Origin of the sequence: Streptomyces alanosinicus (assembly GCF_014650595.1) — a bacterium.
Classification (GTDB): domain Bacteria; phylum Actinomycetota; class Actinomycetes; order Streptomycetales; family Streptomycetaceae; genus Streptomyces; species Streptomyces alanosinicus.
Window position 1 is genome coordinate 1 of sequence record NZ_BMVG01000063.1, and the last position, 23,382, is coordinate 23,382.

22 protein-coding genes and 4 pseudogenes are annotated in these 23,382 nt (G+C 70.0%); 8 read left to right on the forward strand and 18 right to left on the reverse strand.

Annotation, left to right across the window (positions count from 1 at the left end; genetic code table 11):
• A pseudogene (locus IE277_RS43930) lies at positions 1 to 957 on the reverse strand (hypothetical protein); the annotation flags it as partial.
• A gap of 233 nt (positions 958 to 1,190) precedes the next feature.
• Here IE277_RS43930 and IE277_RS43935 point away from each other — a divergent pair.
• Together IE277_RS43935 and IE277_RS43940 are read left to right on the forward strand one after the other, a co-directional pair.
• Positions 1,191 to 1,646, forward strand: coding sequence for a hypothetical protein (locus IE277_RS43935; protein WP_189959367.1), 456 nt, complete (start codon positions 1,191 to 1,193; stop codon positions 1,644 to 1,646).
• Positions 1,647 to 1,967: 321 nt separating this feature from the next.
• Positions 1,968 to 2,498, forward strand: coding sequence for a hypothetical protein (locus IE277_RS43940; protein WP_189959368.1), 531 nt, complete (start codon positions 1,968 to 1,970; stop codon positions 2,496 to 2,498).
• A 156-nt stretch (positions 2,499 to 2,654) separates the two neighbouring features.
• Here IE277_RS43940 and IE277_RS43945 read toward each other — a convergent pair whose 3' ends face one another.
• The 5 genes and pseudogenes from IE277_RS43945 to IE277_RS43965 form a co-directional block, all read right to left on the reverse strand.
• The gene (locus IE277_RS43945; RefSeq protein ID WP_189959370.1) at positions 2,655 to 2,921 is read right to left on the reverse strand and encodes a hypothetical protein; all 267 of its coding nucleotides are present in this window, start codon (positions 2,919 to 2,921) and stop codon (positions 2,655 to 2,657) included.
• A 245-nt stretch (positions 2,922 to 3,166) separates the two neighbouring features.
• Positions 3,167 to 3,676, reverse strand: a pseudogene (locus tag IE277_RS43950) (sensor histidine kinase); the annotation flags it as partial.
• A gap of 424 nt (positions 3,677 to 4,100) precedes the next feature.
• Positions 4,101 to 4,637, reverse strand: a complete 537-nt coding sequence (locus IE277_RS43955) for a hypothetical protein (RefSeq protein WP_189959372.1) — start codon at positions 4,635 to 4,637, stop codon at positions 4,101 to 4,103.
• A 67-nt stretch (positions 4,638 to 4,704) separates the two neighbouring features.
• Positions 4,705 to 5,376: a hypothetical protein gene (locus IE277_RS43960; protein WP_189959374.1), complete on the reverse strand. Its 672-nt coding sequence runs from the start codon at positions 5,374 to 5,376 to the stop codon at positions 4,705 to 4,707.
• A gap of 132 nt (positions 5,377 to 5,508) precedes the next feature.
• Positions 5,509 to 6,747 (reverse strand): alpha/beta hydrolase family protein, encoded by a 1,239-nt coding sequence (locus IE277_RS43965; protein WP_229882489.1) that lies wholly within the window; start codon positions 6,745 to 6,747, stop codon positions 5,509 to 5,511.
• 125 nt (positions 6,748 to 6,872) lie between these two features.
• Between IE277_RS43965 and IE277_RS43970 the strand changes: the two genes are divergently transcribed.
• Entirely contained in the window at positions 6,873 to 7,841 is a 969-nt protein-coding gene (locus tag IE277_RS43970; protein ID WP_189959378.1) for an ArsR/SmtB family transcription factor, read from the forward strand.
• A 183-nt stretch (positions 7,842 to 8,024) separates the two neighbouring features.
• Here the strand turns inward: IE277_RS43970 and IE277_RS43975 are convergent, their stop codons facing one another.
• The 4 genes from IE277_RS43975 to IE277_RS43990 form a co-directional block, all read right to left on the reverse strand.
• Positions 8,025 to 8,762, reverse strand: a complete 738-nt coding sequence (locus IE277_RS43975) for a DUF6461 domain-containing protein (RefSeq protein ID WP_189959380.1) — start codon at positions 8,760 to 8,762, stop codon at positions 8,025 to 8,027.
• A gap of 139 nt (positions 8,763 to 8,901) precedes the next feature.
• Entirely contained in the window at positions 8,902 to 9,255 is a 354-nt protein-coding gene (locus IE277_RS43980) for a hypothetical protein (RefSeq protein WP_189959382.1), read from the reverse strand.
• 338 nt (positions 9,256 to 9,593) lie between these two features.
• A complete protein-coding gene (locus tag IE277_RS43985; protein ID WP_189959384.1) occupies positions 9,594 to 10,346 on the reverse strand; it encodes a hypothetical protein in 753 nt (250 codons plus the stop codon).
• Positions 10,347 to 10,407: 61 nt separating this feature from the next.
• Positions 10,408 to 10,722, reverse strand: coding sequence for an ester cyclase (locus IE277_RS43990; protein WP_229882490.1), 315 nt, complete (start codon positions 10,720 to 10,722; stop codon positions 10,408 to 10,410).
• A 6-nt stretch (positions 10,723 to 10,728) separates the two neighbouring features.
• On the opposite strand from IE277_RS43990, the gene IE277_RS43995 reads away from it, so the two are divergent.
• Positions 10,729 to 11,355 (forward strand): TetR/AcrR family transcriptional regulator, encoded by a 627-nt coding sequence (locus IE277_RS43995; protein ID WP_229882491.1) that lies wholly within the window; start codon positions 10,729 to 10,731, stop codon positions 11,353 to 11,355.
• A gap of 574 nt (positions 11,356 to 11,929) precedes the next feature.
• Positions 11,930 to 13,261 carry an alpha/beta hydrolase family protein gene (locus IE277_RS44000; RefSeq protein ID WP_229882492.1) on the forward strand — a complete coding sequence of 444 codons (1,332 nt, stop codon included), beginning with the start codon at positions 11,930 to 11,932 and terminating at the stop codon, positions 13,259 to 13,261.
• Positions 13,262 to 13,341: 80 nt separating this feature from the next.
• Here the strand turns inward: IE277_RS44000 and IE277_RS48450 are convergent.
• From IE277_RS48450 to IE277_RS44010, 3 genes and pseudogenes are all read right to left on the reverse strand, one after another.
• Positions 13,342 to 13,585 (reverse strand): annotated as a pseudogene (locus IE277_RS48450) (IS110 family transposase); the annotation flags it as partial.
• A 6-nt stretch (positions 13,586 to 13,591) separates the two neighbouring features.
• A complete protein-coding gene (locus IE277_RS44005) occupies positions 13,592 to 14,125 on the reverse strand; it encodes a GNAT family N-acetyltransferase (protein ID WP_189959390.1) in 534 nt (177 codons plus the stop codon).
• A 100-nt stretch (positions 14,126 to 14,225) separates the two neighbouring features.
• A pseudogene (locus tag IE277_RS44010) lies at positions 14,226 to 14,971 on the reverse strand (phosphotransferase family protein); the annotation flags it as partial.
• A 125-nt stretch (positions 14,972 to 15,096) separates the two neighbouring features.
• Between IE277_RS44010 and IE277_RS48455 the strand changes: the two are divergent.
• The 3 genes from IE277_RS48455 (at position 15,097) to IE277_RS48465 (ending at position 18,040) form a co-directional block, all read left to right on the forward strand.
• A complete protein-coding gene (locus IE277_RS48455) occupies positions 15,097 to 15,963 on the forward strand; it encodes a PAS domain-containing protein (RefSeq protein ID WP_229882493.1) in 867 nt (288 codons plus the stop codon).
• Positions 15,960 to 16,691: a PAS domain-containing protein gene (locus IE277_RS48460; protein WP_229882494.1), complete on the forward strand. Its 732-nt coding sequence runs from the start codon at positions 15,960 to 15,962 to the stop codon at positions 16,689 to 16,691. Before IE277_RS48455 ends, IE277_RS48460 begins: the two co-directional genes overlap by 4 nt.
• A 71-nt stretch (positions 16,692 to 16,762) precedes the next feature.
• Positions 16,763 to 18,040 carry an ATP-binding SpoIIE family protein phosphatase gene (locus IE277_RS48465; RefSeq protein ID WP_229882495.1) on the forward strand — a complete coding sequence of 426 codons (1,278 nt, stop codon included), beginning with the start codon at positions 16,763 to 16,765 and terminating at the stop codon, positions 18,038 to 18,040.
• A 121-nt stretch (positions 18,041 to 18,161) separates the two neighbouring features.
• Here the strand turns inward: IE277_RS48465 and IE277_RS44020 are convergent, their stop codons facing one another.
• The 5 genes from IE277_RS44020 to IE277_RS49080 all read right to left on the reverse strand — a co-directional run bounded on the left by IE277_RS44020 (position 18,162) and on the right by IE277_RS49080 (position 23,263).
• Positions 18,162 to 19,376 (reverse strand): trypsin-like serine peptidase, encoded by a 1,215-nt coding sequence (locus tag IE277_RS44020; protein WP_189959392.1) that lies wholly within the window; start codon positions 19,374 to 19,376, stop codon positions 18,162 to 18,164.
• A gap of 332 nt (positions 19,377 to 19,708) precedes the next feature.
• Entirely contained in the window at positions 19,709 to 20,137 is a 429-nt protein-coding gene (locus tag IE277_RS44025) for a VOC family protein (protein ID WP_189959394.1), read from the reverse strand.
• Positions 20,138 to 20,320: 183 nt separating this feature from the next.
• On the reverse strand, positions 20,321 to 21,805 hold the full coding sequence (locus tag IE277_RS44030) for a DEAD/DEAH box helicase (protein WP_189959396.1): 1,485 nt from the start codon (positions 21,803 to 21,805) through the stop codon (positions 20,321 to 20,323).
• Between the two features lie 225 nt (positions 21,806 to 22,030).
• Positions 22,031 to 22,825 (reverse strand): lanthionine synthetase C family protein, encoded by a 795-nt coding sequence (locus IE277_RS44035; protein WP_189959398.1) that lies wholly within the window; start codon positions 22,823 to 22,825, stop codon positions 22,031 to 22,033.
• A 306-nt stretch (positions 22,826 to 23,131) separates the two neighbouring features.
• On the reverse strand, positions 23,132 to 23,263 hold the full coding sequence (locus IE277_RS49080; protein WP_268252735.1) for a hypothetical protein: 132 nt from the start codon (positions 23,261 to 23,263) through the stop codon (positions 23,132 to 23,134).
• Positions 23,264 to 23,382: the final 119 nt, after the last annotated feature.

Consider the following 23,382-nt stretch of genomic DNA (forward strand, 5'->3'; position numbering starts at 1 on the left):
GCCACCCTCACCACCACCATGACCACCACCACCGCTGGGGCGATCCGTGTTCTCCGGGTCACCGCCACCCTCACCGCCACCACCTTCTCCGCCGCCGTCGCCGCCGCCGTCGCCGCCGTCACGGTCGTAGATCCCGCCGTGGCCGAAGTGACCGGCGTCCCCGCCGCCTTCCCCGCCGGCACCACCGAAGCCGCCGTGGCCTCCTAGGTCGCCGAACCCGCCGCCATTACCGCCGAATCCGCCATCGGGACCGCCGCCGAACCCGCCGAAGTCCCCTTCGGCGCCACCGAACCCGCCGTCGCCGCCGGCACCGAAGTCGCCGAAGCCCCCCTCGGCTCCACCGCCGACTTGCTCCCCGAGCCCGCCGAAGTCCGAACCCGGGCTCTCGCTTCCGTACTCGCCGAACCCTCCGAAGTCACCGAAGCTGCCGAAGTTGCCGACCTGGTCCGGCTCGCCGGCCACTTCGGCCAGGGACCGGTCCAGCAGGGGGCCGCCGAGCAGGCTGTGGGTGCCAGTGGCGGCCGTGTCCAGGCCGCCGGCGACCTCCTGGCCGTCGGCGGGACCCGACAGGTCGTAGCCCTGTTCGGCGGAAGCCGGGGCTCCGGCATCATGGTCGCCGGAGACCTGCTCCGCCGGGACGGCGTGGGTCGTGGAAGCGTCCTGCGTCACCGCGGCCTGGTGGCCGGCCGGGACGGCGTGGTCAGCCGTGGTGTCGTGATGCGCCAGCGCATGCGCCGCGCTTCCGAAGAACAGGGACGACTTGGACAGCCGTGGGTCGAGAGAGGCCGGTCCCCCGTCGGTGCCGGACTCGACGCGGAGGGAGCGGAGTTCGGCGACCTGGGCGGGCGACAGGCCGAGTCTTCGCGCCACCTCGCCGGTGTCTCCGTCGAGTTCGACGCGGAAGGCCGGGTCGATGGCCAGGCGGGTCAGGGCAGCACGATATGCGTCGTCGGTCATGATTCGGTCTCCGTCGGTCTGCGGGCACTGATGCCGATCGCGGCGGAGCCGAGGATCCCCCCTGGCCGGCGGCAACTGCCATTTCCGGCCATCCCCGCCGATACCTGCAGGAGACGTTATAGAGCCTTGGCATGGGCGGCGCAAGAGCAGCAAGCAGGGCGGTTGGCGAGTGCCTGGGGCCCCAGCCACCCCGGGCGCCACCGATCAGATATGGCCACCTACCGGCACGGTTCATGGGGGACGCCCTCACCCGCTGCCTCGCTCTGAGGCAGACCGTGCGAGTCGCGGCCGAGCTGACGGCCCTGGCCGAACCGCACGACCTCGCCCCGGCCCGCACCGCCCACCAGCAGCACCTCGACAGTGACGGCGAGCTGCCCTTACCTGCTCGACCTCGGCGCTCTCAAGGGCCGCCGCATCACCCTCGGCGCACCGTTCTCCTCACCTCCAGCCGCCGTGCGGTCCGCGCTCTTATGATCCTGCTCGTACGCCCGGCCCACCTGACCGAAGCCAGCCTGGTGATCGACCTGTGCGGCGATGCCGGCGCGACCGCCCGCCCGATCCTCGACGTGGTCGCCGCCCGAGCCCAGGTCGCCTCCGTGGGCAATGCCGCCGCGCGCAACTCACCGCGCAGACCGGTCTCCTCCAGCCAGGCCCGGGCACCGTCGAACTCACCTAGGCCGACAGAGTGACCGGAGGTTGCAGGAACGCACCAGGCTCGACGAACTGCCACGTTCCGCTCGGCGCAGCAGGTCACGGCACCAGCCCCGAGAAACAAGATTCTTCGTGCTGCTTCACGTTACGCGGCGGCGAGGAACTTCCTACGAGGCGGGGAGGAGGTTGAGCCCACTCCCCGCCTCGGACCGTCGCGTGCGTGACGCGCCGACCGGGTGGAGTAACCGGTCGGCAATGAATTGTTCACTTCAACCATCTACCCGCATAGATGATCCGATGTTGTCATGTCATCGACACCCTGACGCCTCGTCGGAGTGCGCCCTACACCGGGAGACCCCATGTCCCGCATGCGCCAACTCGCCGTAGCCGTATCGTCGTTGGCCCTCGCCACCGGTGGTCTGATCGTGACCACCAGCGGCACCGCCCACGCGGCCGACTGCTCGCAGTCCTACCTGCCGCTCCAGGACGCCGCCTGCCAGCCCGGCGCACTCAACTCCGCGGTCACCCAGTCCACGATCGACTCCACGATCTGCGTCCCGGGTTACAGCTCCTCGATCCGTCCCTCCACGAGCTACACCAACGCCCTGAAGGTGAAGCAGATCGCCGAATACGACTACAGCGACACCAACACGGCTGACTACGAGGAAGACCACCTCATACCGCTGTCGCTGGGCGGCAACCCGAAGAGCGAGCAGAACCTGTGGCCCGAGCCCCGCTATGACGTGGGCGGCTCCAGCTCCACCGACAAGGACACCGTTGAGTACAAGCTGTACAAGGCGGTCTGTGCAGGAACGATCCAGCTGGCCCCGGCTCAGGAGGCCATCGCCACCGACTGGACCACCGCGCTCCAGGCCGTGGGCCTGAGCTGATCCCACCATCAGGGCCCTTGCCACTCCCACCGCGGACCGGAGCACACGCGGGAGCGCGAGGGCCCTGGCCCCGCACCCTCGCTGTTAGTCCATAGACCGTGACGGGTCGCGAGTGAGCAGGCGGCGACTCTGGTCGAGGGTGAGCAGGCGGCGGCCCTAGTCGAGGGTGACCGGGCCGAGCGCATCGGCGGCGCCGAAGGCGAAGCCGGTGGTGGCGTCGGCGGCCCAGCGCACCCCCAGATAGACCCTGCTCGCCGCCACCAGCCAGTCCGAGCCCGCCGCCGTGGAGACCCCCTGCATGAACCAGGTCAGCGCCCAACCACAGTGCTCGACGGCCTCACTCAAGACCGTCTCGTCGATCAGCCCGGCATGGCGCTCCGCCAGCAGGTCGGCGACCATCACGAACAGCGCCAGCATCGCCACCGGCGCCACCAGCCGCCCCGGCGGCGGCCGACAGACGGCGCCCGGAGACAGGGGATGGAGGCGGGGAAACGGTCCGGGGCGTCTTCGGCTTTTCCCATGGGGAGTTGGGGAAAGTCGGTCTGCAGCACATGGGATCGGGCCGCATGGGTGAGCGGAAATGTATCCGCAGGTCGGGCGGGTGATCGTCGTCGCGATCTTCCCCGGATGGTGCCCGCGCCGCGGAGTCTGCGACGTCGATCAGCCGATCAGTGGAACGCCCGTGGCAGAGTGACGCGGAAGGCGGCACCACCGCCGGGCCCCTCGCCGACGGCGAGCGTTCCGCGCTGCCGTTGGACGACATCGCGCGCGATGGCAAGACCGAGGCCGGCACCGCCGTCGTCGCGGGTGCGGGCCTCGTCGAGGCGGACGAAGCGTTCGAAGACGCGCTCACGGTCGCAAGTGGCGACGCCGTGGCCGTCGTCGGTGACAGTGAGCATCGCGTTGGCACCGTCGGCCCGCAGTTCCACGGGGACGGTGGAAGAGGCGTGGCCTTGGGAGTTGTCCAGGAGGTTGCCGAGGACCCGGGCCAACTGGCTGCAGCTGCGGCTGCCGCTGCCCAGGATTTCGAGCGGCACTGCGGGAACGCGCACATGCGCGGCGATGCGATCCGAGACCGCACGCAGCCCGACCTCCTCCTGGGCCAGGGCGTTCAGGTCGACCCGAGTACCGGCGGGGTTCTCTGCCACGTCGAGACAGGCCGGCACGAGCAGGTCGGCGACGGGATACTGGGTCGGCTCGGCGCGTCGGAGGAGGTGCGGCGGCGGCTGGTGCAGGACGCGGGGCGCGAACCGCGTACCCCGCTAACCTCGTTGCAGGCCGACGTGGCCCCCTGGCCCGCGTCGACCGACTGCGGCCGCAGGCCAAGGCGGACCTGATCGCGGACATGAAGAGTGAGACTCGTGAACTGGTCGACCTCGTCACTTGCAGCGGCTGCCAACCCCGTGCTCGGGCCGCTACGGACCACCGTCGCCTTCTCCCCCACCGAGCACGCCCGGCCTGCGCGTTGAACTTCACCGAGAGCCACCGGTGCCGCGCGTCACGCAACAGTCGACGACCACAACTGCCGCGTCCGCTATGTCACCGAAGGCTCAGTACGCCGAACGCCTCTTCAGCGACAACGGCCGACTTCGACGTGGTGTGTCAGGAGCCGAACACGTCGAGGCAGAAGGAGGCGAGCGAGGACAGTGCGCCCGGGGCGCCCGCGCCGAAGGCGAGCACCATCGACTGGCCGATCGCCACGTCGGTGGGGTCGAGGCCGTGGGACCAGCTCAGCCTGGCGTCGAGGCCGGGAATGTCACGGAGGGAGGCGTACGAGCGCAGGGTGCCACGCGCTTCGGCGATGTGCGTGCCGTTGCGCAGGAGCCGGGCCCGGCGCAGGCTGGTGGGCCGCAGTTCGTAGGTGCGCTCGCCCAGCAGGGCCGTGCGAGTGCGCGTTCTGCGGCGCAGGGCCCAACGGCCGTCGTTCCCGCGCCGTGTGGGGATCACCTGCCCGTTGATGCTCATGGCGCCGCGGTCACGGCCGGGCACGACTGTGACGGAAGGCATGCCGGGCCCCTGGACGAGCGCGATGACGGTCAGCAGCCCAGGGTTGTAGCTGATCCGTATCGGCCCGAAAGGGCTGTCGGCCGTACGGTGCTGGGAGAGCCGAATGGTACGGCGCTTGCTGAAGAAGGACATGGTCGTATCGGCTCCGGGGACGGGGAGTTGGGGAGGGGAGGGGCATGCGCGGCGACGCCGATCGTCGTCAGCTGCGGGGTGGCCCCGGATGCCAGGACTGGTACGGCGTGGTGCCTGGCGCGGATTGCTGATGCGGCACCGCCGTGGGGACCGGGCGGTGGACGCGCAGCAGTGCCTCGAACCCGTCACGCAGTTCCCGGGACCTGTCGGGCCGGGTGGTGTAGGCGACAACGGACCCGTCGACGAACTGGACCGTCACCACAGCGCCGGTACTCGGATGCTCCTGGCCCAGCCACACTCCGCCGAGGGCAGTGGCAGGCACCCACCCCGGCTCGGACTCCGGGCCGCCACCGCGCCATCGGCGCAGCGCCTTCCGCCGATATCCCGGGATCAGCAGGCCCGGGAGCGTCACCACGACGAGGAGAAAGGACACGATGTTCCCCACCACCTCGGCCGCCCACCGCAGCAGCGCGAGGAGAGTCGCGTAGCAGGCCGCGACGAGGAACACCCAGAGGCAGGCCACTGCGACGGCGTGCGGCGCACCAGCCTTGTTCAGCAGGCTGTAGAGGCCCACTGAAGCGAGCAGTACCAACACCGTGACGCATCCGGCCGTGTCACCGAGGAGCGCTTCGGCGACACGGCCGGCGAGCCGGTCGCGTCTGATGACGAAACCGTGGTCATGGAACTGGACACGTACACGTCCCCCGGGCATGGCTCTGACGCCTGCGATCTCACGCATGCCGCTCACCTTAGACGGACGTCCGTCGCTCTCCTGCTCGGGGTTTGTCCTCAACGACGCCGTCGGCTGCCGCTGGCATCCGCAGGGAAGCCCTTCCCCGCGCTCAGCATGCCGGGCGTCGTTGTTCAGGGGCTATGTGCCGGACAGATTTCGCTCGAAGAACGCGAGGACGTACTCGCGCACCATCGCCACCGAGCACCCTGGGCCGAGCGCGCCCACCATCTGGTCGCGGCCTTCGGCGGTCATCAGCCCGTCCGCCTGAAGCTGGGGCACCATGGCGGCAAAGTCGCTGAACACCCAGTGCATGGCGTCGTCGATCTGCCGACGGCTGGTGCGCCGGTTCGGGTGGGCGAGCATGGCCGACCAGGAACGGTCGATGTCCGCGTTGCGGAAGCCGTCGGTGCCCAGCAAGAGCATCGGCCTGTTCACTCCGTACCGGGCCACGGGAAACAGCGGCCCCGGCTCGCCGGGCTGGTCCGGCGGATAGTCCAGATAGCCTTCCAGGTTGACGACCGCGCGGATCCGGCGGTCGTCGTACGCTGCCTGGGCAGCCGCCGTGCCCCCCGCCGAGTGCCCGTATATGCCCACCCTTGCCAGGTCCAGCGCGCGCGGGAGATGCTGGGGCAGCGGGCGGTCGGCGGCGTCGGGGTTGCGCCCAGCCGCCAGGAGTTCGAGCTGGTTCAGGACGAACCGGATATCGGCGAGGCGGGCGGCGATCGCGGTGCGGTAGACGTCCGGCCTGGTCCGGGGGTTCTCCCGGAATACCGTCGTGCGGATGCACTCGGACCGGTAGCTCGTCGTGACGGGGAACTGCACGGCGCCGGCGTCTCCGGGGTGGTCGATCGACACCACCACGTGGCCCTGGCTCGCCAACTCCTCGGCGACATAGGTGCCGAGGGTGCGCGGGTCACCACCGCCCGGGCTGTAGATCACGACGGGCCGTCGCACGGCCTGAGCGGGCGCGCCCGCGTGTGCGTGGGTCATGGTGGCCGCCCAATCCACCCCTGCGTTCGGCAGCTGCGGGTTGGTCAGAGGCGCGACCTGCGCAAAGACCGACGCTGTCCCCGGGGTCATCTGTGGCGCGATCGGGCAGCCGTCACCGTCCGCCTGCGCGGCGGGATAGAGCACCGTCACCATCACCTCACGGACGGGGAGGGACGGGTCCCATGGATCGCGCCTGCTGGGATCGACGAGGTAGAGCGTGGTCGCCCCGACCGGGTGCGGACCGGTCGGCGCCGGCAGCCGCAGGGCCACCGCGTCCGCCGCCTGTTCCCGCGCCTGTTCCCGCACCTGCTCGCGTACCGCAGCTCGTGCGATGCCGCCGCCCGTAAGCAGCAGCGCGCCGCCGGCCAGGGCGGACCCGGCAACCATCCGACGGCCTATGGCTCTTGACGAAGATGAAGTCTCCATGCCTCGGATGCTCGCCCCCGGCGGCGCGCACAGGCGATCGTTTAGGCTCTGCCCGAAACCATGGGGCCGTCTTGGTAGGGGATGTAGTGATCCGGATCCACCTCACGGTCGCTGACACCGCCCGCGTCCGGTTCGCGCCCCGGCCCGCGCCGTTGCAAGAACTCAACGCCGCCCTGTCCATGGTGTGCCGCCGCGACAGCGATCTGCTCTTCGGCCACTGGAGAGGACGACTGCTGCGCTCCCTGCCTGACGCGGTGCGCCCGCTGAGGGACCTCGTGCCGGCCGGGAAGGCCCCCGGCTTCCTGGATGTCTTCCGCGACACGCTGCAAGACGGGTTCGACGCCGCCCGGTCCTGGCGCCCGGAGCTGGTCCGCGTCGAAGTCGAGCGTGTCTACGCCGACATACCGAGCTCTTCTCCGCCCCCGCCCTGGGTCCGCGACCTGTACCGGGGCGACGCAAGCGCCTGGCAGATCCTCAGCCGCGCGCAACAAGCCGCCTTCGACTGCGTGCTGCGTCCGGTCTGGCCGGCAGTACAAGACCTGCATCACGCGGAGTTCACCCGCCACGCCGTGACCGTCGCCGAACACGGCATCGGCACCGCCCTCACCGACCTCGTCCCCGGCTCCCGGCTGCTCGGCGGTGTCTGGGAGTTGGACGGGCCGCGCAGACTCGACATCCGGCCGGACGGCCGTGGTCTGCTGCTCCTGCCCACCTTCCACTGGACCGGCCATCCCCTCATCTCCGACCTGCCCGACCACCCCGTGGCCGTGACCTACCCGGCGGGCCCCGGCCTGCCGCTCCCGTCCGCACGCGAGAACGCACTGCCCGACGTGCTCGGCCGGACTCGCTTCGCGATGCTCCTGCTCCTCGACCACGAGCACACCACCAGCGACCTGGCCCGGCGGCTCGGCGTCAGCAACGCCACCGTCTCGGCCCACACCGCCGCCCTGCGCGGCGCGGGCCTGATCACCACGTTCCGAGCCGGACGTGCCGTCATCCACCGCCGCACCCCCCTGGGCGACCTCCTCGTTCACCGGGCCGGGAACCAGCCCTGACCGCCGGGCCACACTTGCTTCGGCGGTCGCCCCGGACACTCGCCCTCGCCCACTCGTACGCACACTCACCAACTGGCGTGAGCGGGCAGCGCGCGAGCGTGTGGAAAAGCTGAGAGCGGTGACGGACCGGGTGCTCGCCGCACTCGAACAGGCCCTCACCATGATCGGGGCGACAACAGCTTCTCAGCCCTCAACCTCGTCGCGGGTGACTTCCTTGCAGAGACGTTCCCCATGGGCGTCGGTGATGTCGATGACGATGCCGGTCCAGTCCCCTGCGGGTTCCTCGGGTACAAGCCCGAGTTGGTATTCGGCACCCCGGAGCAGTTCCTCCGTCACCCGAACCCCGGTCAGCCGCTCGGCGAGGGCGAAGCCTGCCGCCTTCGTGTCGACACGCTCGCTCGTCTCGCCCTCGTCGTCCGACAGTGCGAAGCCGACCTCACGCATCATTGAGTTGAGGGCATCGGGAGTGCTGCCGTCCCTGGCTGTGGGCCACTCGAAGGTGGTCCGAAGTTCCCCGTCCTCATACCAATGGAAAAAGTGCATAGGCTTCCCTCCATTGCTGGAGTGCACCACAGCGCATCCACCGTCCGACAAGGCCTCCAGGAAGCGCGACTGCATCCCCATGCCCCCGTCTCCGACGTGCAGGACGAGCGTCCAGTCACCGCCTTCGCCTGGGATGGTGAATGCTCCCGCGACGAAGGACTCGTCCCAGTAGTCCGTCGGGTCGCCCAGTTCGTCCTGCCGCTCGATCAACGCGTCCGCCCCCGTGCACGTGCCCTGGGGTTCCGCCTCCATCACCTGCAGCACCTCCGTCGGGGCAACGCCCCGCACCAGGGTCAGGGTGTATCCGGTCTCCAGCGCGTAGCGGAACAACGGAGAGGAACCTATCCAGGCATAGTCATGTGCGGTCACCGAAGTCATGTGGCCAGTCTGCCTGCCGCCACCGACAAGGCCGCGAAACGGGCTGGGCGCCGTCACTCCAGTACTCGCCTCATGCCGCAGAGGTTGCGGGGCTGTGATGGCCGCGGTGGCCGTGGTGGAGAGTGGTTGTGAGACCCAGTCACAGAGGCAGGGGAACCCATTGCATCGCTTCACGCCACCCGGGGCGATCGTGTGCCCAGTCGATCATCAACCTGGCGACGGGTTCAGGACCAACCAATTCATGGGGCGCCGGCAGATGTGTCTGATAGTGCTTGTCCGCGCTGCCTTCGCGGTACTCGATCTGGTAGCTCATGTCGTCGTTGAGGTAGGCCTGCATGTAATGCTGACCGTGCGGTTCCAAGTCGCATCGCTCAAGGATCACGAACCGATGCCGCAGGTTCATATCAGCCAGCAGGTCGTGCAGCACTTCCTCGGTCGGATCGTCCACGACACGTCCATCGTCCTCGATCGCTCGCAGCCACGGCTTCACCATGGACGCGACTGTACAGCCGCAGGTCTCATCGCCTGAGAGCTCACTCTCGCCCTCCGGCCTCGTGGCGGTCAGGTACTCGATGACCTCGGCAAGCCCACGCCCGGTCGATCTGATGCCCCACCGCCTCTGCCCCTTTTGAGAGGGCGGGAGGCGGCGGGGCCCTGCGCGCGCCGACGGCGTGCTGGTGGGCGCGCATCACCCTGGAGTCGTCCGAGACGTGCCAGTCGATTGCGCCTCCGGCATCCGCCGCGGCCTGGGCCTGCCGGTCTGTCAGATCACCGCGACCGCTCACACCACACCACGCCACACCAAGGATCCGGTGATCGGAGAGGCATGGTCTAGGTCACCGGGAGCGCCTTCACGCCTGGCAGGATGGGAAGGAGGTTGTAGCCCTGGGTTCCGGCAGCGCAGACGGGGGCGGTCTCGGCGGTCGTGGAGACCTTTGTCCCGGTCGCGAAGGGCCGCCCGCCGCCGAGCAGTGTGGTGAAGTGGTCGGTGTTCGCGTCGGAGTAGTACACGCACTGGTGCAGGTCGAGGAAGGTCCCGCTGGTCAGGTCCAGGGTCTGCACGTAGGACAGGTTCGGGACGACTGTGTAGTTTCCGTCGCCGCTGCCGCAATTGACCTTCGACTCGGGCGTGTTGGAGACGTTCGTCCCGGCCAGGAAGCGGCCGTCCCGGCTCGGCACCGCCGTCGTGAAGTAGTTGACCGCGGATGCCGAGTAGTACGTGCACTGGTGCAGGTTCAGATAGCGGCCGCCGCGCAGGTCCATCGGCTTGACGCCCGACAGGAGGCCGATGAGGCCGTAGTTTCCGTCACCGCCGCCACAGGCGGGCGTGCTGTCCTGGGTGTCTGAGACGTTCGTACCGGCGAGGAAGCGGTTGTCCTGGCTCTGCACGAAAGTCGTGAAGTGGTCTGCGGCCGAAGCCGAGTAGTACAGGCACTGGTGCAGGTTCAGATACCTGCCGGCGAGTTGCCGGGAGTGCTGGGCCGGGGCGGTGGTGGCTGCGCCGGCGAGGCTCGGCACGAGCGCCAGCGTGATGGCCCCGACGGCGGCGAAGAACCACTCTCTGACGCGTAACTTGTCTCTCACGCTTGTTCCATTTCTGTGTGAGGTGAAGCGAGGGAACAGGGCTTCCGTGATGCGGCAGGCGTCAGCCGGCCTGGGCCGGAGCCGTCAGCTGGGCGACGATCGACGCCCCGTCGAGCCAGACGTTCTCCCGTGAGATGCGGCCGTCCCGGAACTCGAAGACGTGCAGGATCCGGAAGGAGATCCGCCGGCCGTTGCCCGGGAGGCCCATGAAGGAGTTCGGGACCGTACCGGTCATCGCGTTCTCGATGGTGACGGCGTCCTCGGAGTAGTACGTGTGGGTGCGCTCTTCCTTCTCGGCACGGAAGTCCTTGCACAGCTGGCGGTAGAACTCCAGCGCCGCCGGGATCCCATGCTTCGGGCCGCCGGGGTCTCCCACGACGTCGTGCTCGATGTCGTCGGTGACGGCCGCCGGAACCAGAAACTGCGCACCCGGCGGGCGCTCATCGACGCCGCGGTCACGCTGCTGCACGAGGGCAGGACGGTCACGATCGCGGAGGCCGCGGAGACGGCCCAGGTCTCCACGGCAACGGCGTATCGGTACTTCTCCCACCCCTCGGACCTGCTGCTGGAGGCCCGCACGCTCATGCGCGCGCCGGACGTCCTGGCCGATCTGCCGGACGACCCGGCCGAGCGGCTGGACATGGTCGTCTCCCGGATCGCGGACACCCAACTCGGCGACGAGGCCATGTGGCGGGCGTTGCTTCGAGCGACCATGGACCGCTGGCAGCAGGTCGCGCAGGGCGAGCGCGCCGACGACATCCCCTTCCACAACCGCACCCGCACCCGCACCCGGCTGGACCTGACCCGCACCGTCCTGGAACCCCTCGCCGACATCCTCCCGCCCGCCGAGCACCGCCGGCTGACCATGGCGGTGATGCTCGTGTACGGCGTGGAGGCGCTCATCTCGACCCGCGACGCATGCGGAGTCGACGCCGACGAGGCGAAGGAGGTCATGCGGTGGGCGGCGCAAGCACTCCTGGAGTCGGCACTGCGCCGCTCAGAGACCTAGGCAGTGTTCTCCCCCTCGCGGGGCAGGATGATCTGTCTGACGCGGAGCGGGCTCGACCGGAGCCGCATGTGCCGCCGAACACCGGTAGGCCAACCGCCGACGTCGTGGCAGCGCGGCGGCGAGCAGGTACAGGCCGTCCGGTTGTACGGTGCGCAGCGCGCGGACGCGGTGTGCGGCCAGGACCCCGACGGAGGCGGTGCGCGGGTGGCGGCCGTCGAGGCCGGGCGGTTGGAGCCCGGCGACCGGACGGTCCAGGGCGAGGCGGGCGCAAGAGGGAGGGCGAGGGGGAGCGCAAGAAGGAGGGCGAGGGCGCGCCGGTTCAGGACGTGTACTTCGTTCCACGATGCGTTCGGGTCCGTCGCACTCGGCAGGCAGGTCGAAGGCACGGCCCGCCGAGCGAGCCTGGTCGCATGGTTGAGCTGCTCATTCCGCGCACCGCCGCGATGAACGCCGGGGGCCCGAAATCCGTAGGTCAGAGAGGCGATACGGCGTACGACAGCCGATCGCCAGTTCCTCGACCGCTGCCCGACATGGGGGTTCCATGAAACACCGCCGACCACGCAACCGCCACAGAGTGATCGCTCGAGCGGTCGGTACGGCGGGTACGCTGGCCATCGCCCTGGGTGCGGGGATGACGCCGGCGATGGCCGCAGGGAAGACGGCCGGCAAGCCCACCACCGCCACCGGGTTCTCGCCCGACCAGCCGGACCAGCCAGACCGGGACGACGCGCCCTGGGCGCCCCAGCACGACGGGGTGCCACAGCAGCACAAGGCCGTCCGTCCGCCGGAGGCCGTGACGCCCCGCGCGGCCACATCCGCTCTCCAGCTCAGTCTGCCCGCACCAACCGGGCGCTATGGCGTGGGCACGTTCAGCCTGCACCTCGTCGACAAGTCCCGTACGGACCCGTACGTGCCCGGTAACAGACCGCGCGAGGTGATGGTGTCGTTCTGGTACCCGGCCGCGTCCACCCGCGGTCACTACGAGGCGCCCTGGATGCCGTCAGCTTCCGGCGCCCACTTCCTCGCCTCGCAGGGCCTGACGCCACAACAGGTGACCTTGCCGAGGACAGCAGGCCATGTGCTCGCACCGGTCGACACCAAGCTCGGCAAGCTGCCCGTCCTGCTGTACTCGGCCGGCCTGCACGGAGACCGCGCTGGGAGCACTGCGCTCGTCGAGGACCTGGCCAGCCGCGGTTACCTCGTCGTCACCGTCGACCACACCCACGACGCCAACGAGGTGCAGTTCCCCGGCGGAAGGGTCGAGGGCAACACCATGCCGGCCGGCGCGCACTCCTCCGACACACTCAACGTGCGTGCGGCGGACATCCGCTTCGTCATCAACCAGCTCGGTGCGATCAGCAAGGGCCACAACCCGGACGTCGACCACGCCAGGCTCCCCACCGGGCTGTCGCACGCCGTGGACATGTCCCGCATCGGGATGTTCGGCTGGTCACTGGGCGGCGGGGCGGTCGACACCTCCATGCAACTCGACCACCGTATCGCCGCCGGTGCCGACCTGGACGGTCAGTTCTTCGGCTCGGCGCCGGGCAGGAATCTGGACCGCCCCTTCTTGCTCTTCAGCTCCGGCACCCACAACCGCAACAACGACGGCTCGTGGCGCACGCTGTGGTCGCATCTGAAGGGAGACCGCTTCGACCTCCAGCTCCAAGGCTCGGCGCACCTGTCGTTCGGCGACACGGAGGCGATGCTGCCACAGGAGGCAAGCCTGCGCGGGATCTCCCCGGCGCAGCTCCAGCAGATACTCGGCACGATCGACCCGAACCGCGCGATCGCGATCCAACGCGTCTACCTCGCCGCCTTCTTCGACAAGGAGCTGCGCCACCAGCACAGCACCCTGCTCGACGGTCCCGACAAGAAATACCCGGAGATATCTTTCGTCCGCTGACCAGAGCATCCGAAGGGCCGGCCCTCCATTCGGGCCCGGCCTTCGGGTGCCTGCGCGCCTTGTGGGTACCCATGGCTGACGATGCCGGGGACGCTCAGGGTGATGTCGGCCGAGGTCGTGCTCGCGAAGCCGGCCCTCGATGAGCTTGTCCGTCTCGGAGATCCGCTCGCCGAGGGCCATCACCTCCTCGGCCAGGGCTCTGGCGTTGCGGACTTCGCGGTGGGCCAGCCATTTCGTCACTCGCGTGACAACGGCCCGGCGGATGGCGGCCGGGGTCTGGTAGCCCGTCAGCGGCTTGAGTGGACCAGTGTTGGTGACGTCCAGGCCGGTTCACGCCTGGAACTCGGTGAGATCGATGGCGTGAACGCGCAGCGGGTAGCCGTACACCGGGTGTGCCGTCTCCCGCTCGGGCGCCATGCCGAGCTTACGGATGACGTTCTCGGAGGCGTTGTCACCCACTCGGTTGATGCTGATGACGCGGTCCAGGCCGCGGTCCTGGAGAGCGAACTCCAGCGTGGCGTGCGCGGCTTCGGAGGCGTATCCCTGGCCCCAGAACGGTGAGCCGATCCGCCAGCTGATCGCCACGGCGGGCATCACCTCCGGCAGGAACTCGGGCACGGACAGTCCCGTGAAACCGATCAGTTCACCCGAGGCCAGCAGCTCGACGGCGAAGAGTCCGAAGCCCTCCTCGTCCCACTCCTCCTCCCATCGCTCGATGTCCTCGGCTGTGTGGTCCAGGTCGCGCACCGAGCCGTCGTCGATCCAGCGCATGACCCGGGGGTCCGCGTTGATGTCCGCCATCGGCGCGAGGTCGTCGTCGTGCCAGCTGCGGAGGAGGAGGCGGGGTGTACGGATCTCGGTCATGTGCCCATCCTGCCGAAGGCAACGGCCTCATCGGTAATCCGGCACTCGCCCGCGCTGCCGCCGCGGAACCACATGGCGCCGTGCCCCGGCCCGCCTTGGCTCAGGCGGGCGCGTTCATCAGGGCCGTGATGTAGGCATCCAGCCGCTCCTCCACGGCTCGCGTCGTCAGCCCCGTCCTCCCTGCCTCCCCGCCTCCCCGCCTCCCCGCCATGGCCGTGCCACCGACCGCACTTCTTCCGAGCACGTCAGCCCGGCCCGGACCCGCCAGTACAGCCGCTCGCTCGCGACCTCGGCCAGCACTCCGCCGGCCTCTTCATATGCCTCAGCAAACCGCAGACCCCATGCCGGGCCAGGCAGCAACGCAAGATGGGTGCAGCAGTGCGCCACATCAAGATCCGCCGGACCCCAGGAGGCGCCCGCCCAGTCGACGACACCGGTGATCCGGGCGCCTGCCGGACTTGGGGGCGGCACGTCGAACAGCACATTGCCGGGCTGGAAGTCCCGGTGCAGGAATCGCCCTTCATACGGCGGCTCGGGCCTGCGGATCACGTCGATCGCCGCGGCCCATACCGCCGCGTCGGCACTCTCCAGAGTCACGACCGTGTCGGCCGTCGTCCACGCCACATACCTCCGGGACCGCTCGGCAGGCCGCAACGCATGGATCGCCCCCCGTTGACGGGCCGGCACAGGGACACGCGTCTGAACCCCCTCATCGTCGAGGACCGTCCGGCCCGGCACATGTGTCATGAGGAGCGACGGACACTCGCAGTGCGCGGCGGTCGGATCAACCGCGACCAGTCCGGGAGCCGGCACCCCGGTCCCCATGAACAAGGTCAGGGCGTCAGCCGCATTGGTGACGAAGGGTGAGTTAACGCAACATACAGTTTCCATAACCCCAGGTCCCCCACCCGCCGCACCAACCACAGGGCCTGCGGACCATACAGGCCGTACGGCCCTTGGAGCGACATCGCATGCGGATGCGGCTGCTCGACGCCGTGGACGAGGACCGGCGCGATGTCGAAGTGCTGCTGACCGCGCTCCAACAGGCGGTGGCCGAGGTGCACGGCTTGGGTGGCATGGTGCATCTACCGGGCGGCGGCATGAGCGGCATCCTCTACCTGGTCGCCGACAGTGGCCTGCCGGAGGCGATGACCCGGCCCTGGCTGATCATCCCGGCGCGGGGCACGGCGCCGCCCAGCCGAGCCGCCCGCAACGACACCACCGCCTGGCAGCCCGACCTGGCCCCGCCCGACCCGGTGCCCGGGCGGGACCCCGCCGCCCTGAGGCCTTCCCGGCTCCCCGTCGGCATCGGCCATCTCGCCGTCCCCGTTCCGGGCGGTGGCCGGCGACGCGGCGCGCTCTCCGTCCTCTTCGCCCCGGGCGACGAGCCCGGGGCGGCGGAGTGCGCGTTTCTGGACGAGGTGACGGCCTGGATGTCCGGCAGGCTCGCGTCGTCCGGGATCCTCAGTCCGTCCCCCACCCTGCTGCGCGCCCTGGAGAACGAGCCTGGGCCCCGGGAGGCCGCCCCTCCGTGGGACGTGGAAGGGGTGCCCTCCGTCACATACACCTGGGACCTGCGCACCGGCGAGCTGACCTCCGACCGGCCCGTCGAGGAGGTGCTGGCCGGAATCGATCCGGAGGTGATGAGCGGTGGCATCGAGGCGTGGGCGGCTCTGATCCACCCGGACGACCTGCCGGGGGCGGTGGCCGGCTTCGACACGGGCATCCAGCTCCGCGGCGGCTTCCAGAACGAGTACCGGGTCCGGCGCCAGGACGGCACGTACCTCTGGATCGAGGCTCGTGCCCGCACGATCACGGACGATGAGGGGCGCCGGTGAAAGTGATCGGCACCCTCGGGGACAGCAGCGAAACACATGCCGCCGCCGAGTCGGTGGGGCGGGCGCTGCGACACATGAGCGACGGCTTCGTCTCCCTGGACACAGACCGGCGCATCGGGTTTCTCCATCAGGCCGCCGAGCGGCTCCTCGGCGCCGCGGGAGATGTGGCCGGAGCCCTGCTCTGGAACATCCCCGCGATACGTGCCGTACCGGGGCTGGAGCAACAGTGCCGGGCGACGGCGGCCGAGGGCCGGCCGGCCGGATTCGACGTACCAGGGCCGGACGGGACGTCCTGGTACCACCTGCGGCTGGTGCCGGTGCCGGAAGGCCTCACGCTCTACATCACCGACACCACCGAGCGACATCTGCGCGAGGTCGAGCGGGCCGCCGCGGAGCGGGCCGCCGCGGAGCGGGCCGCCGCGGAGCGGGCCGCCGCGGAGCGGGCGGCCCTGGTGCAGCGGATCACCCGGGAGCTGGCCGAGGCTGTCACGGCCCAGGATGTGATGGCGGCGGTGGCCGACGGCGTGATGACACCCCTCGGGGCCACGGGACTCATCATGCTCGGCGTGGTCGGCGACCGGCTGAGCGTGGTCGGCTCCCGGGGATACGCGGAGCGGTTCACCCGGCTGCTGGACGGGCACTGGACGGTGCGGGACACCATGAACCCGGTCGGAGACGCCCTGCACACACGCACCCCCTCTGTCTCTCCTCCTCGGAGGAGTTCCTGAAGCGTTACCCGGGGACCGAGGCCCTGATCCGGGAGAGCGGCAAGCAGGCGTGGGCGTTTCTGCCGCTGGCGGTGTCGGGGCGCGAGATCGGCGCGGCGGTGATCTCCTTCGGCCGACCGCGAGTACTGGACGACGACGAACGAACGCTGCTGACCGCGCTCAGCGGACTGATCGCGCAGGCCCTGGAGCGAGCCGGGCTCTACGACGAGGCGACGACCCGGGCCCGCACCCTCCAGCGCAGCCTGCTGCCGCAGGCACTGCCCACGATGCCCGAGGTGACGACAGCGGCGCGCTACCAGCCGGCCAAGCAGGGAGCCGACGTCGGCGGCGACCGGTACGACGTGATCCCCCTCTCCGCGGCCCGGGGGGCGCTCGTGATCGGCGACGTCATGGGCCACGGCATGACCGAGGCCGCCACCATGGGCAGGCTCCGCACCGCCGTCCGTACTCTCTCGGAGCTGGAGCTGCCGCCCGACGAGATCCTCGGCCACCTCAACGACATCGTCGGCGAGCTGGGCAACGACGCCTTCGTCACCTGCCTGTACGCGATCTACGACCCCGTGAGCCGGTGTCTGTCGTACGCCGGCGCTGGTCAGCTGCCCCCGGCGGTGGCCCACCCCGACGGCACTGTGACCTTCCTGTCCGTGACCCCGGACCCGCCACTGGGAGTGGCCGCCCCGCCCTTCGAAACGCTGGAGACCCCACTGCCCGCCGGCAGCCTGCTCGCCCTGTACAGCGACGGCCTGGTCGAAAGCAAGGACAGGGATGTCACCACCGGCATGAACCACCTGGCCGAGCTCCTCTTCCAGTCCGTCGACACCATGCCGCCCGAAACCATGCCGCCCGCACCGGCGGACACGTCCGGCCTGGACGCCCTCTGCGCCACCCTCACCTCCGCTCTCCTCCCCGCTCACGGCGCGCTGACAGACAACGCCGCCCTGCTGCTGGCCCGCACCCACCCGCTGGACGCGGAGAACATCGCCGAATGGCCCTTGCCGGAGGACCCGGTGGCGGCGGGCCGGGCCCGTGAGCTGGTCCGCGCCCAGCTCACCGACTGGGACCTGGCCGGCGAGGACCTGGTCATGACCACCGAACTCCTCGTCAGCGAGCTGGTCGGGAACGTCATCCGGCACGCATGCGGCCCCATCCGGCTGCGCATGCTCCGTAGCCGGGCACTGATCTGCGAGGTTTCCGACGCCAGCCTGACCACGCCGCACATCCGCCACACCTCCGCCACCGACGAGGGCGGCCGCGGCCTGCAACTCATCTCCGCACTCTGCCAGCGCCGGGGCACCCGCCACACCCGCACCGGCAAGTCCATCTGGACCGAACAGCCCCTCCCCATGTGAGACTTGTCCCGCAAGCACGTTGCAGCGTGTGTGGTCAAGCCGGGCCATCTCGGCGTATGCCTTCGGGAGCGAGCGAAGGGCCTCCCCCAGTCGCCGGAGGAGGCCCTTCGTCACGTTTGCGTCACTGCCCGCCGTACTTGCGGCTCATGTTCTCGTACACCGCCTGCGCCTCCTGGCCCAGCGGCGGGCCCGCGAGCCAGGAGTGGTCCGCCGGGCCGATCGAGGTGTTCGACACCAGCACGGTCTTACCGTTCACCACCCGGAACCAGCCACCGCCCGACGAACCGCCGGTCATGCTGCAGCCGATGCGGTACATGTTCGGCAGTGCCGGGCCCATGGAGAGCCGGCCGGGCCGGTCGAGGCACTTGAACATCTTCAGGCCGTCGTACGGCGGCGCCGCCGGGTACCCCCAGGCGCCCATCTCGGCGACCTGGTTCGCCTGCGGCGCGGAGAAGTCCACGCCGAGCGCCGCGCCGACGGTCTCCTCCAGGGACTTGCCACTGCCGTTCTCCGGCTTCACGTGCAGGATGGAGTAGTCGTACGGAGACCCGTCGTTACCCACCTCGGCGCCTCGCTGGATCCATTCGTTCGAGGTCGAGACCCAGTCCGCCCACCAAGTGCCGTACGGAGCGGCCTCGGCGGCGCCGGCGGTGCGCATCTGCGCCGCGGAGTCGCCGTTGTCGTTGTACGACGGCACAAAGGCGATGTTGCGGTACCAGCCGCCGTCGCGCCCGGCGTGGACACAGTGACCGGCTGTCCACACGAGGTTGGACTTGCCAGGGTGGTTGACGTCCTTGATGACCGTGCCGGAGCAGACCATCGGGCCCCGGGGGGAGTCGAAGAAGACCTTGCCCACCGGGGCGGAGTGCTCGTGGTACGGGGTCTTCTCGGCCTGGGCCTGCACGGGCCGCGGGTCCGGATCGCTCATACCCTGGCCGGCGGAGGCGTCCTTGGTGGAGACCGTCTTGTTGGCCTCCTGCGCCGACTGCATCCGATCGGGCTTCCACAGGCCCTTGATCACCGGGTTGACGAAGTCCTTGGCGTCCCTGAGCCACTTGGACTTGTCCCAGTTCTTCCAGCCGCCGTTCTCCCACTGGGAAACGTCGATCCCGTGCTTCTTGAGCTTGTCCGCGAGGCCGGCCGGAACCTGGACCTTGCCGTCGGCGCTGCCGGCCGACCGGGAAGCGGCGGCATCGGCAGCGCCGTTCGCCGTGTGCGAACCGGAGCCGCCACAGGCGGTCGCGGTGAGCGCCAGGGCCGCGACGAGCCCACTGGTGGCGAGAACGGTGCGCTGCCGTCCGCGCCGACGCGCAAAGGTCACAGATATGGAACGCATGGTGCGATAACCCCCGTTGGAGCGTATGTCTACTCGGCCGTGTCACCACAGGCCGTAACTGAGCGCGGTCACGCGCGCTGGGCGCACGACCGGAAGGACCCACATCTTCGGGCCAATTCTTCCGTGAGCCACCCCACTATGCCCGTGGAATCGAGGGCGAACGGAGGGGGGACGGTGAATGTTCCCGGCAGGTGTTCCGTCACCGACTACGTCCGTGACGCGGTCAGTTGCCTGCGCACTTCTCGCTCAGGGGTTGCCGGGCCTGTCTCACCCGGGTTCAACGGGCCGGGAGTTGGCTTCGCCGGACTGGACGAGGGGGCGTTCGCGGCCCCTCAGTCGATACAGAACTCGTTGCCCTCGATGTCCAGCATCGGGATGCACGAATCATTGCCGTCGTACAGCGTTCGCACGTGTACCGCTCCGAGCGGGACCAGTCGTGCGCACTCGGCCTCAAGCGCGGCGAGGCGCTCTTCCCCCACGAGTCCGGTGCCGACCCGCACGTCAAGATGCAGCCGGTTCTTGGCGGCCTTCCCTTCGGGGACGCGCTGGAAGTACAGCCGCGGGCCCACGCCTGAGGGATCACTGCAGGCAAACCATGCGTCCTGCTCCTCAGGTGGCTGGGAGCGCTTGAAATCGTCCCACGTGGCAAAACCCTCCGGTGGCGGCGGTACGACGTACCCCAACACCTCGCACCAGAAACGGGCGAGGGGCTCAGGTTCTGCGCAGTCGAAGGTGACCTGGAACTTCTTGATCGACGTCACGGGACCACCGTATTGGCACGCGCTCCTCAGCGAAACCCCAAGGTGTCATCGCCGTCCGGGTCGAGCGCCTTGCGTGAGGTGTCTTCCTGAGGTGTCTTCCTGAAGTCCGCCGGAGTCCTGCGCCAGGCCGCACGACCACGACGGATACGACACGTACTTCTCAAGTGGCGCTCCGTTGCCGGCCTATGCGCCACGACGGACCCGGGCGGCCTTGCGGGCCTCGGCCATCTGGCGGGCCTCGGCAGAGCGGCGAGACTCGCCACCGCCGCCGGCCCGCCCCGAGCGGGTACCCAGACCGCGGAAGGGGGCACCGCCGCGCTTCGGGCGCTCCGCGACCGGCCCGCTGCCGCCGACGGGTACTCCGGAAGGAGCCTGGGCGCCGGTGATGCGGCTCAGCTCGGCCTCGCCGGAGCGGACCTGCGTGATCTGCGGCCTGATGCCTGCGTCGGACATGAGACGGGCCACGTCCCGGCGCTGGCCGGGGAGGACCAGTGTGACGACACTGCCGGACTCGCCGGCGCGGGCAGTACGGCCACCGCGGTGCAAGTAGTCCTTGTGGTCGCTGGGGGGATCGACGTTGACGACGAGATCGAGGTCGTCGACGTGGATGCCCCGGGCCGCGACGTTGGTGGCCACCAGCGTCGTGACATCACCGGTCTTGAACTGTGCCAGGGTGTGGGTGCGCTGGGGCTGCGACTTGCCGCCGTGCAGCGCCGCGGCTTTCACACCGCTGCTCAGTAGGTGCCTGGTGAACTGGTCGACAGCATGCTTGGTGTCCAGGAACATGATCACGCGCCCTTCGCGGGCAGCGATTTCGGTGGCGGTGGCGTACTTGTCGGCGCCGTGCACGTGCAGCACATGATGCTCCATCGTGGTGACCGCGCCCACCGACGGATCGACCGAATGGACCACCGGGTCATGGAGGTAACGTCGCACCAGGAGGTCGATGTTGCGGTCCAGTGTGGCCGAGAACAGCATGCGCTGGCCCTCGGGACGTACCTGGTCCAGGAGTTCGGTGACCTGAGGCATGAAGCCCATGTCCGCCATCTGGTCGGCCTCGTCCAGGACGGTGATCTTTACTCGCTCCAGGCGGCAGTCCTTGCGCTCTATGAGATCCGCGAGGCGGCCAGGAGTCGCGACGACCACCTCGGCTCCGGCACGCAGTGCGCCGGCCTGCCTGCCGATCGACATGCCGCCGACCACGGTGGCCAGCCGCAGCTTCAGCAGCCGGGCGTACGGGGCGAGCGCATCGGTGACCTGCTGGGCCAGCTCACGCGTGGGGACGAGGATCAGGGCCAGCGGCTTGCGCGACTCGGCACGCTGCCCGGCCGTGCGCACGAGGAGCGCCAGGCCGAAGGCGAGCGTCTTGCCCGATCCGGTGCGCCCGCGGCCCAGGACATCGCGCCCCGCGAGAGAGTTCGGCAATGTTGCGGCCTGGATCGGGAACGGCTCGCGCAGGCCGTGACTGGTGAGCATCTTCAGCAACTCGACGGGCATGTCCAGTTCACCGAAGGTCGCAGCGGCTGGGAGGGCCGGGGTGACGGTGACCGGCAGCGTGAACTCCCCCTGTGGTGCGGAGGAACGGCGCCCGGTGTCGCCCGGGGCGACGCCGGGGCGGCCCTGCCCCCGGGGCCGGAAACGGTCGTTCGGGCGAGCTGAACGGCTCATGAAGAACCTTCCTCGACAGGGCGCGCATCGAGGAATTCCCGGCAAGAACGAGCCGGATAAATTGCAAGAACGAGCCGGATACAAATTCAGACTAATTTTCCGCATTGAACCACTCGACGGTACCAGCAGCCATGTCACATCTCCTGGGGCAGTGCCCGAGGGGCCCACACCGTGCGAACCCCCGCGTTGTCACAACTCGGCTTCGGTCATCCCCTCCGACGACGGTCAGGAGAGCAGCAGGGCCCTGTCCCAGGCGGGCGGCACGGGCGTCGTGGCGGAGAGCACGGCCAGCAATACCCCGGCGGCGCCGTCGAGGAGGCCGGGGGTGGTCGGCTCGGAAGCGCTGTAGCGGTCGAGCAGGCGGCCGGCCACGTCGTGGGCCGCCGGACGGAAGGCCGGATCGGCCGTGTCCTGGGCGAATCGCAGGGTGATCAGCAGCAGGCCGGCCAGACCGTGGCACAGGCCCACGCGCCCGTCGATCCGGCGGAGCGCGGGCGGGCGGCGCAGGGCGGCGAGTACGGTTTCGCCGGCGAGTTCGCGCAAGCGGGCGTCGTCGAGGGCGGTGCCGGCCAGCCAGAGCGCACGGGCGATGCCCGGGCTCCCGTGGCACCAGGAAGCGGGCACCCGCCAGTCGGGGCCCCAGGCATCGTCCCGGCGGAGTTCCAGGATCCGCTCCACCGCCCGGTGGATCGCCGTCACCTGGCCCAGCACCTCGATGCCCGCCGACCACGCCAGCGAGAGCAGGGCCAGCGGACCGGCCGGGCCGTGAGCCATCCCCGCCGACTCACGCGGGAGCTCCCCCACCCGGGGGCCGAGCTCTGTCAGGACGGCGGTCAGCCGCTCGACGCCGGTCTCCTCCTGCGTGCGGTCGAGCAGGACGGCGCCGCGTCCGGTCAGGCCGGAACTCAGGTCGAGCACGCGGTACGGGTCGGTGTCGACGGTGGTCGAGTGCCCCAGTGCGTGCGCGGCGAACGAGAGTCCGTCGAGGCCGCCGAGCAGCCCCGGGGCCCGTAGCCGCATCCGTTCCGCGCCCCGACCGCGGCGTCCAGGTGGCCGACGGCCATGGCGCGCCAGCCATCGCCGGAGCGGCAGAGGTCGAGTTGGTGGTAGGCGAGGGCCAGGCCCGCGCCACCATCCCCGAGGTCGGGCCGCACCGCACGGGGCACCGCGCGGCCGGCCGGCGATGCTGTCGATCAGCTGCCGGGCCGCGTCCGCCGTCGGGCCGTCGAGCAGGGCGGTCCAGGGGGGCGCCTGTCATCGCTTCCGTTCCGCGCAACGGGTGCTGTGAGGCGCCGGTGGCGGCTCACAGCACCACGGGGTCGACTGTCAGTCGACCGGGTTCACACAGAGGTCGGTCCACTCGTAGCTGTGGTGCCCGGTGTCGCAGCACATCATCGGCTCCAGCGGCTGCTCCTGGGTCTCGGGCAGCTCCTGCAGCTCCTGGACGGTGCTCTCCATGATCATTCCCCCCTTCCGGGGCTGGGTGGTGCGAGCCCGTGGCCGGCCGGTCGACCAGCCACGATCGGGGGCCGCCGTGCCGGCGGCGGAGGAGGAGGTCGAGCACGCCGCCGAGGCCC

Excerpts from the sequence above, each read along its gene's own strand:
- IE277_RS43935 (WP_189959367.1), top strand. The coding sequence starts at position 1,191 with ATGGGGGACGCCCTCACCCGCTGCCTCGCTCTGAGGCAGACCGTGCGA.
- IE277_RS43940 (WP_189959368.1), top strand. The coding sequence starts at position 1,968 with ATGTCCCGCATGCGCCAACTCGCCGTAGCCGTATCGTCGTTGGCCCTC.
- IE277_RS43955 (WP_189959372.1), bottom strand. The coding sequence starts at position 4,637 with ATGTCCTTCTTCAGCAAGCGCCGTACCATTCGGCTCTCCCAGCACCGT.
- IE277_RS43960 (WP_189959374.1), bottom strand. The coding sequence starts at position 5,376 with ATGCGTGAGATCGCAGGCGTCAGAGCCATGCCCGGGGGACGTGTACGT.
- IE277_RS43965 (WP_229882489.1), bottom strand. The coding sequence starts at position 6,747 with ATGGTTGCCGGGTCCGCCCTGGCCGGCGGCGCGCTGCTGCTTACGGGC.
- IE277_RS43975 (WP_189959380.1), bottom strand. The coding sequence starts at position 8,762 with ATGACTTCGGTGACCGCACATGACTATGCCTGGATAGGTTCCTCTCCG.
- IE277_RS43980 (WP_189959382.1), bottom strand. The coding sequence starts at position 9,255 with ATGGTGAAGCCGTGGCTGCGAGCGATCGAGGACGATGGACGTGTCGTG.
- IE277_RS44005 (WP_189959390.1), bottom strand. The coding sequence starts at position 14,125 with ATGACCGAGATCCGTACACCCCGCCTCCTCCTCCGCAGCTGGCACGAC.
- IE277_RS48455 (WP_229882493.1), top strand. The coding sequence starts at position 15,097 with ATGCGGATGCGGCTGCTCGACGCCGTGGACGAGGACCGGCGCGATGTC.
- IE277_RS44020 (WP_189959392.1), bottom strand. The coding sequence starts at position 19,376 with ATGCGTTCCATATCTGTGACCTTTGCGCGTCGGCGCGGACGGCAGCGC.
- IE277_RS44030 (WP_189959396.1), bottom strand. The coding sequence starts at position 21,805 with ATGAGCCGTTCAGCTCGCCCGAACGACCGTTTCCGGCCCCGGGGGCAG.
- IE277_RS44035 (WP_189959398.1), bottom strand. The coding sequence starts at position 22,825 with ATGCGGCTACGGGCCCCGGGGCTGCTCGGCGGCCTCGACGGACTCTCG.
- IE277_RS49080 (WP_268252735.1), bottom strand. The coding sequence starts at position 23,263 with ATGGAGAGCACCGTCCAGGAGCTGCAGGAGCTGCCCGAGACCCAGGAG.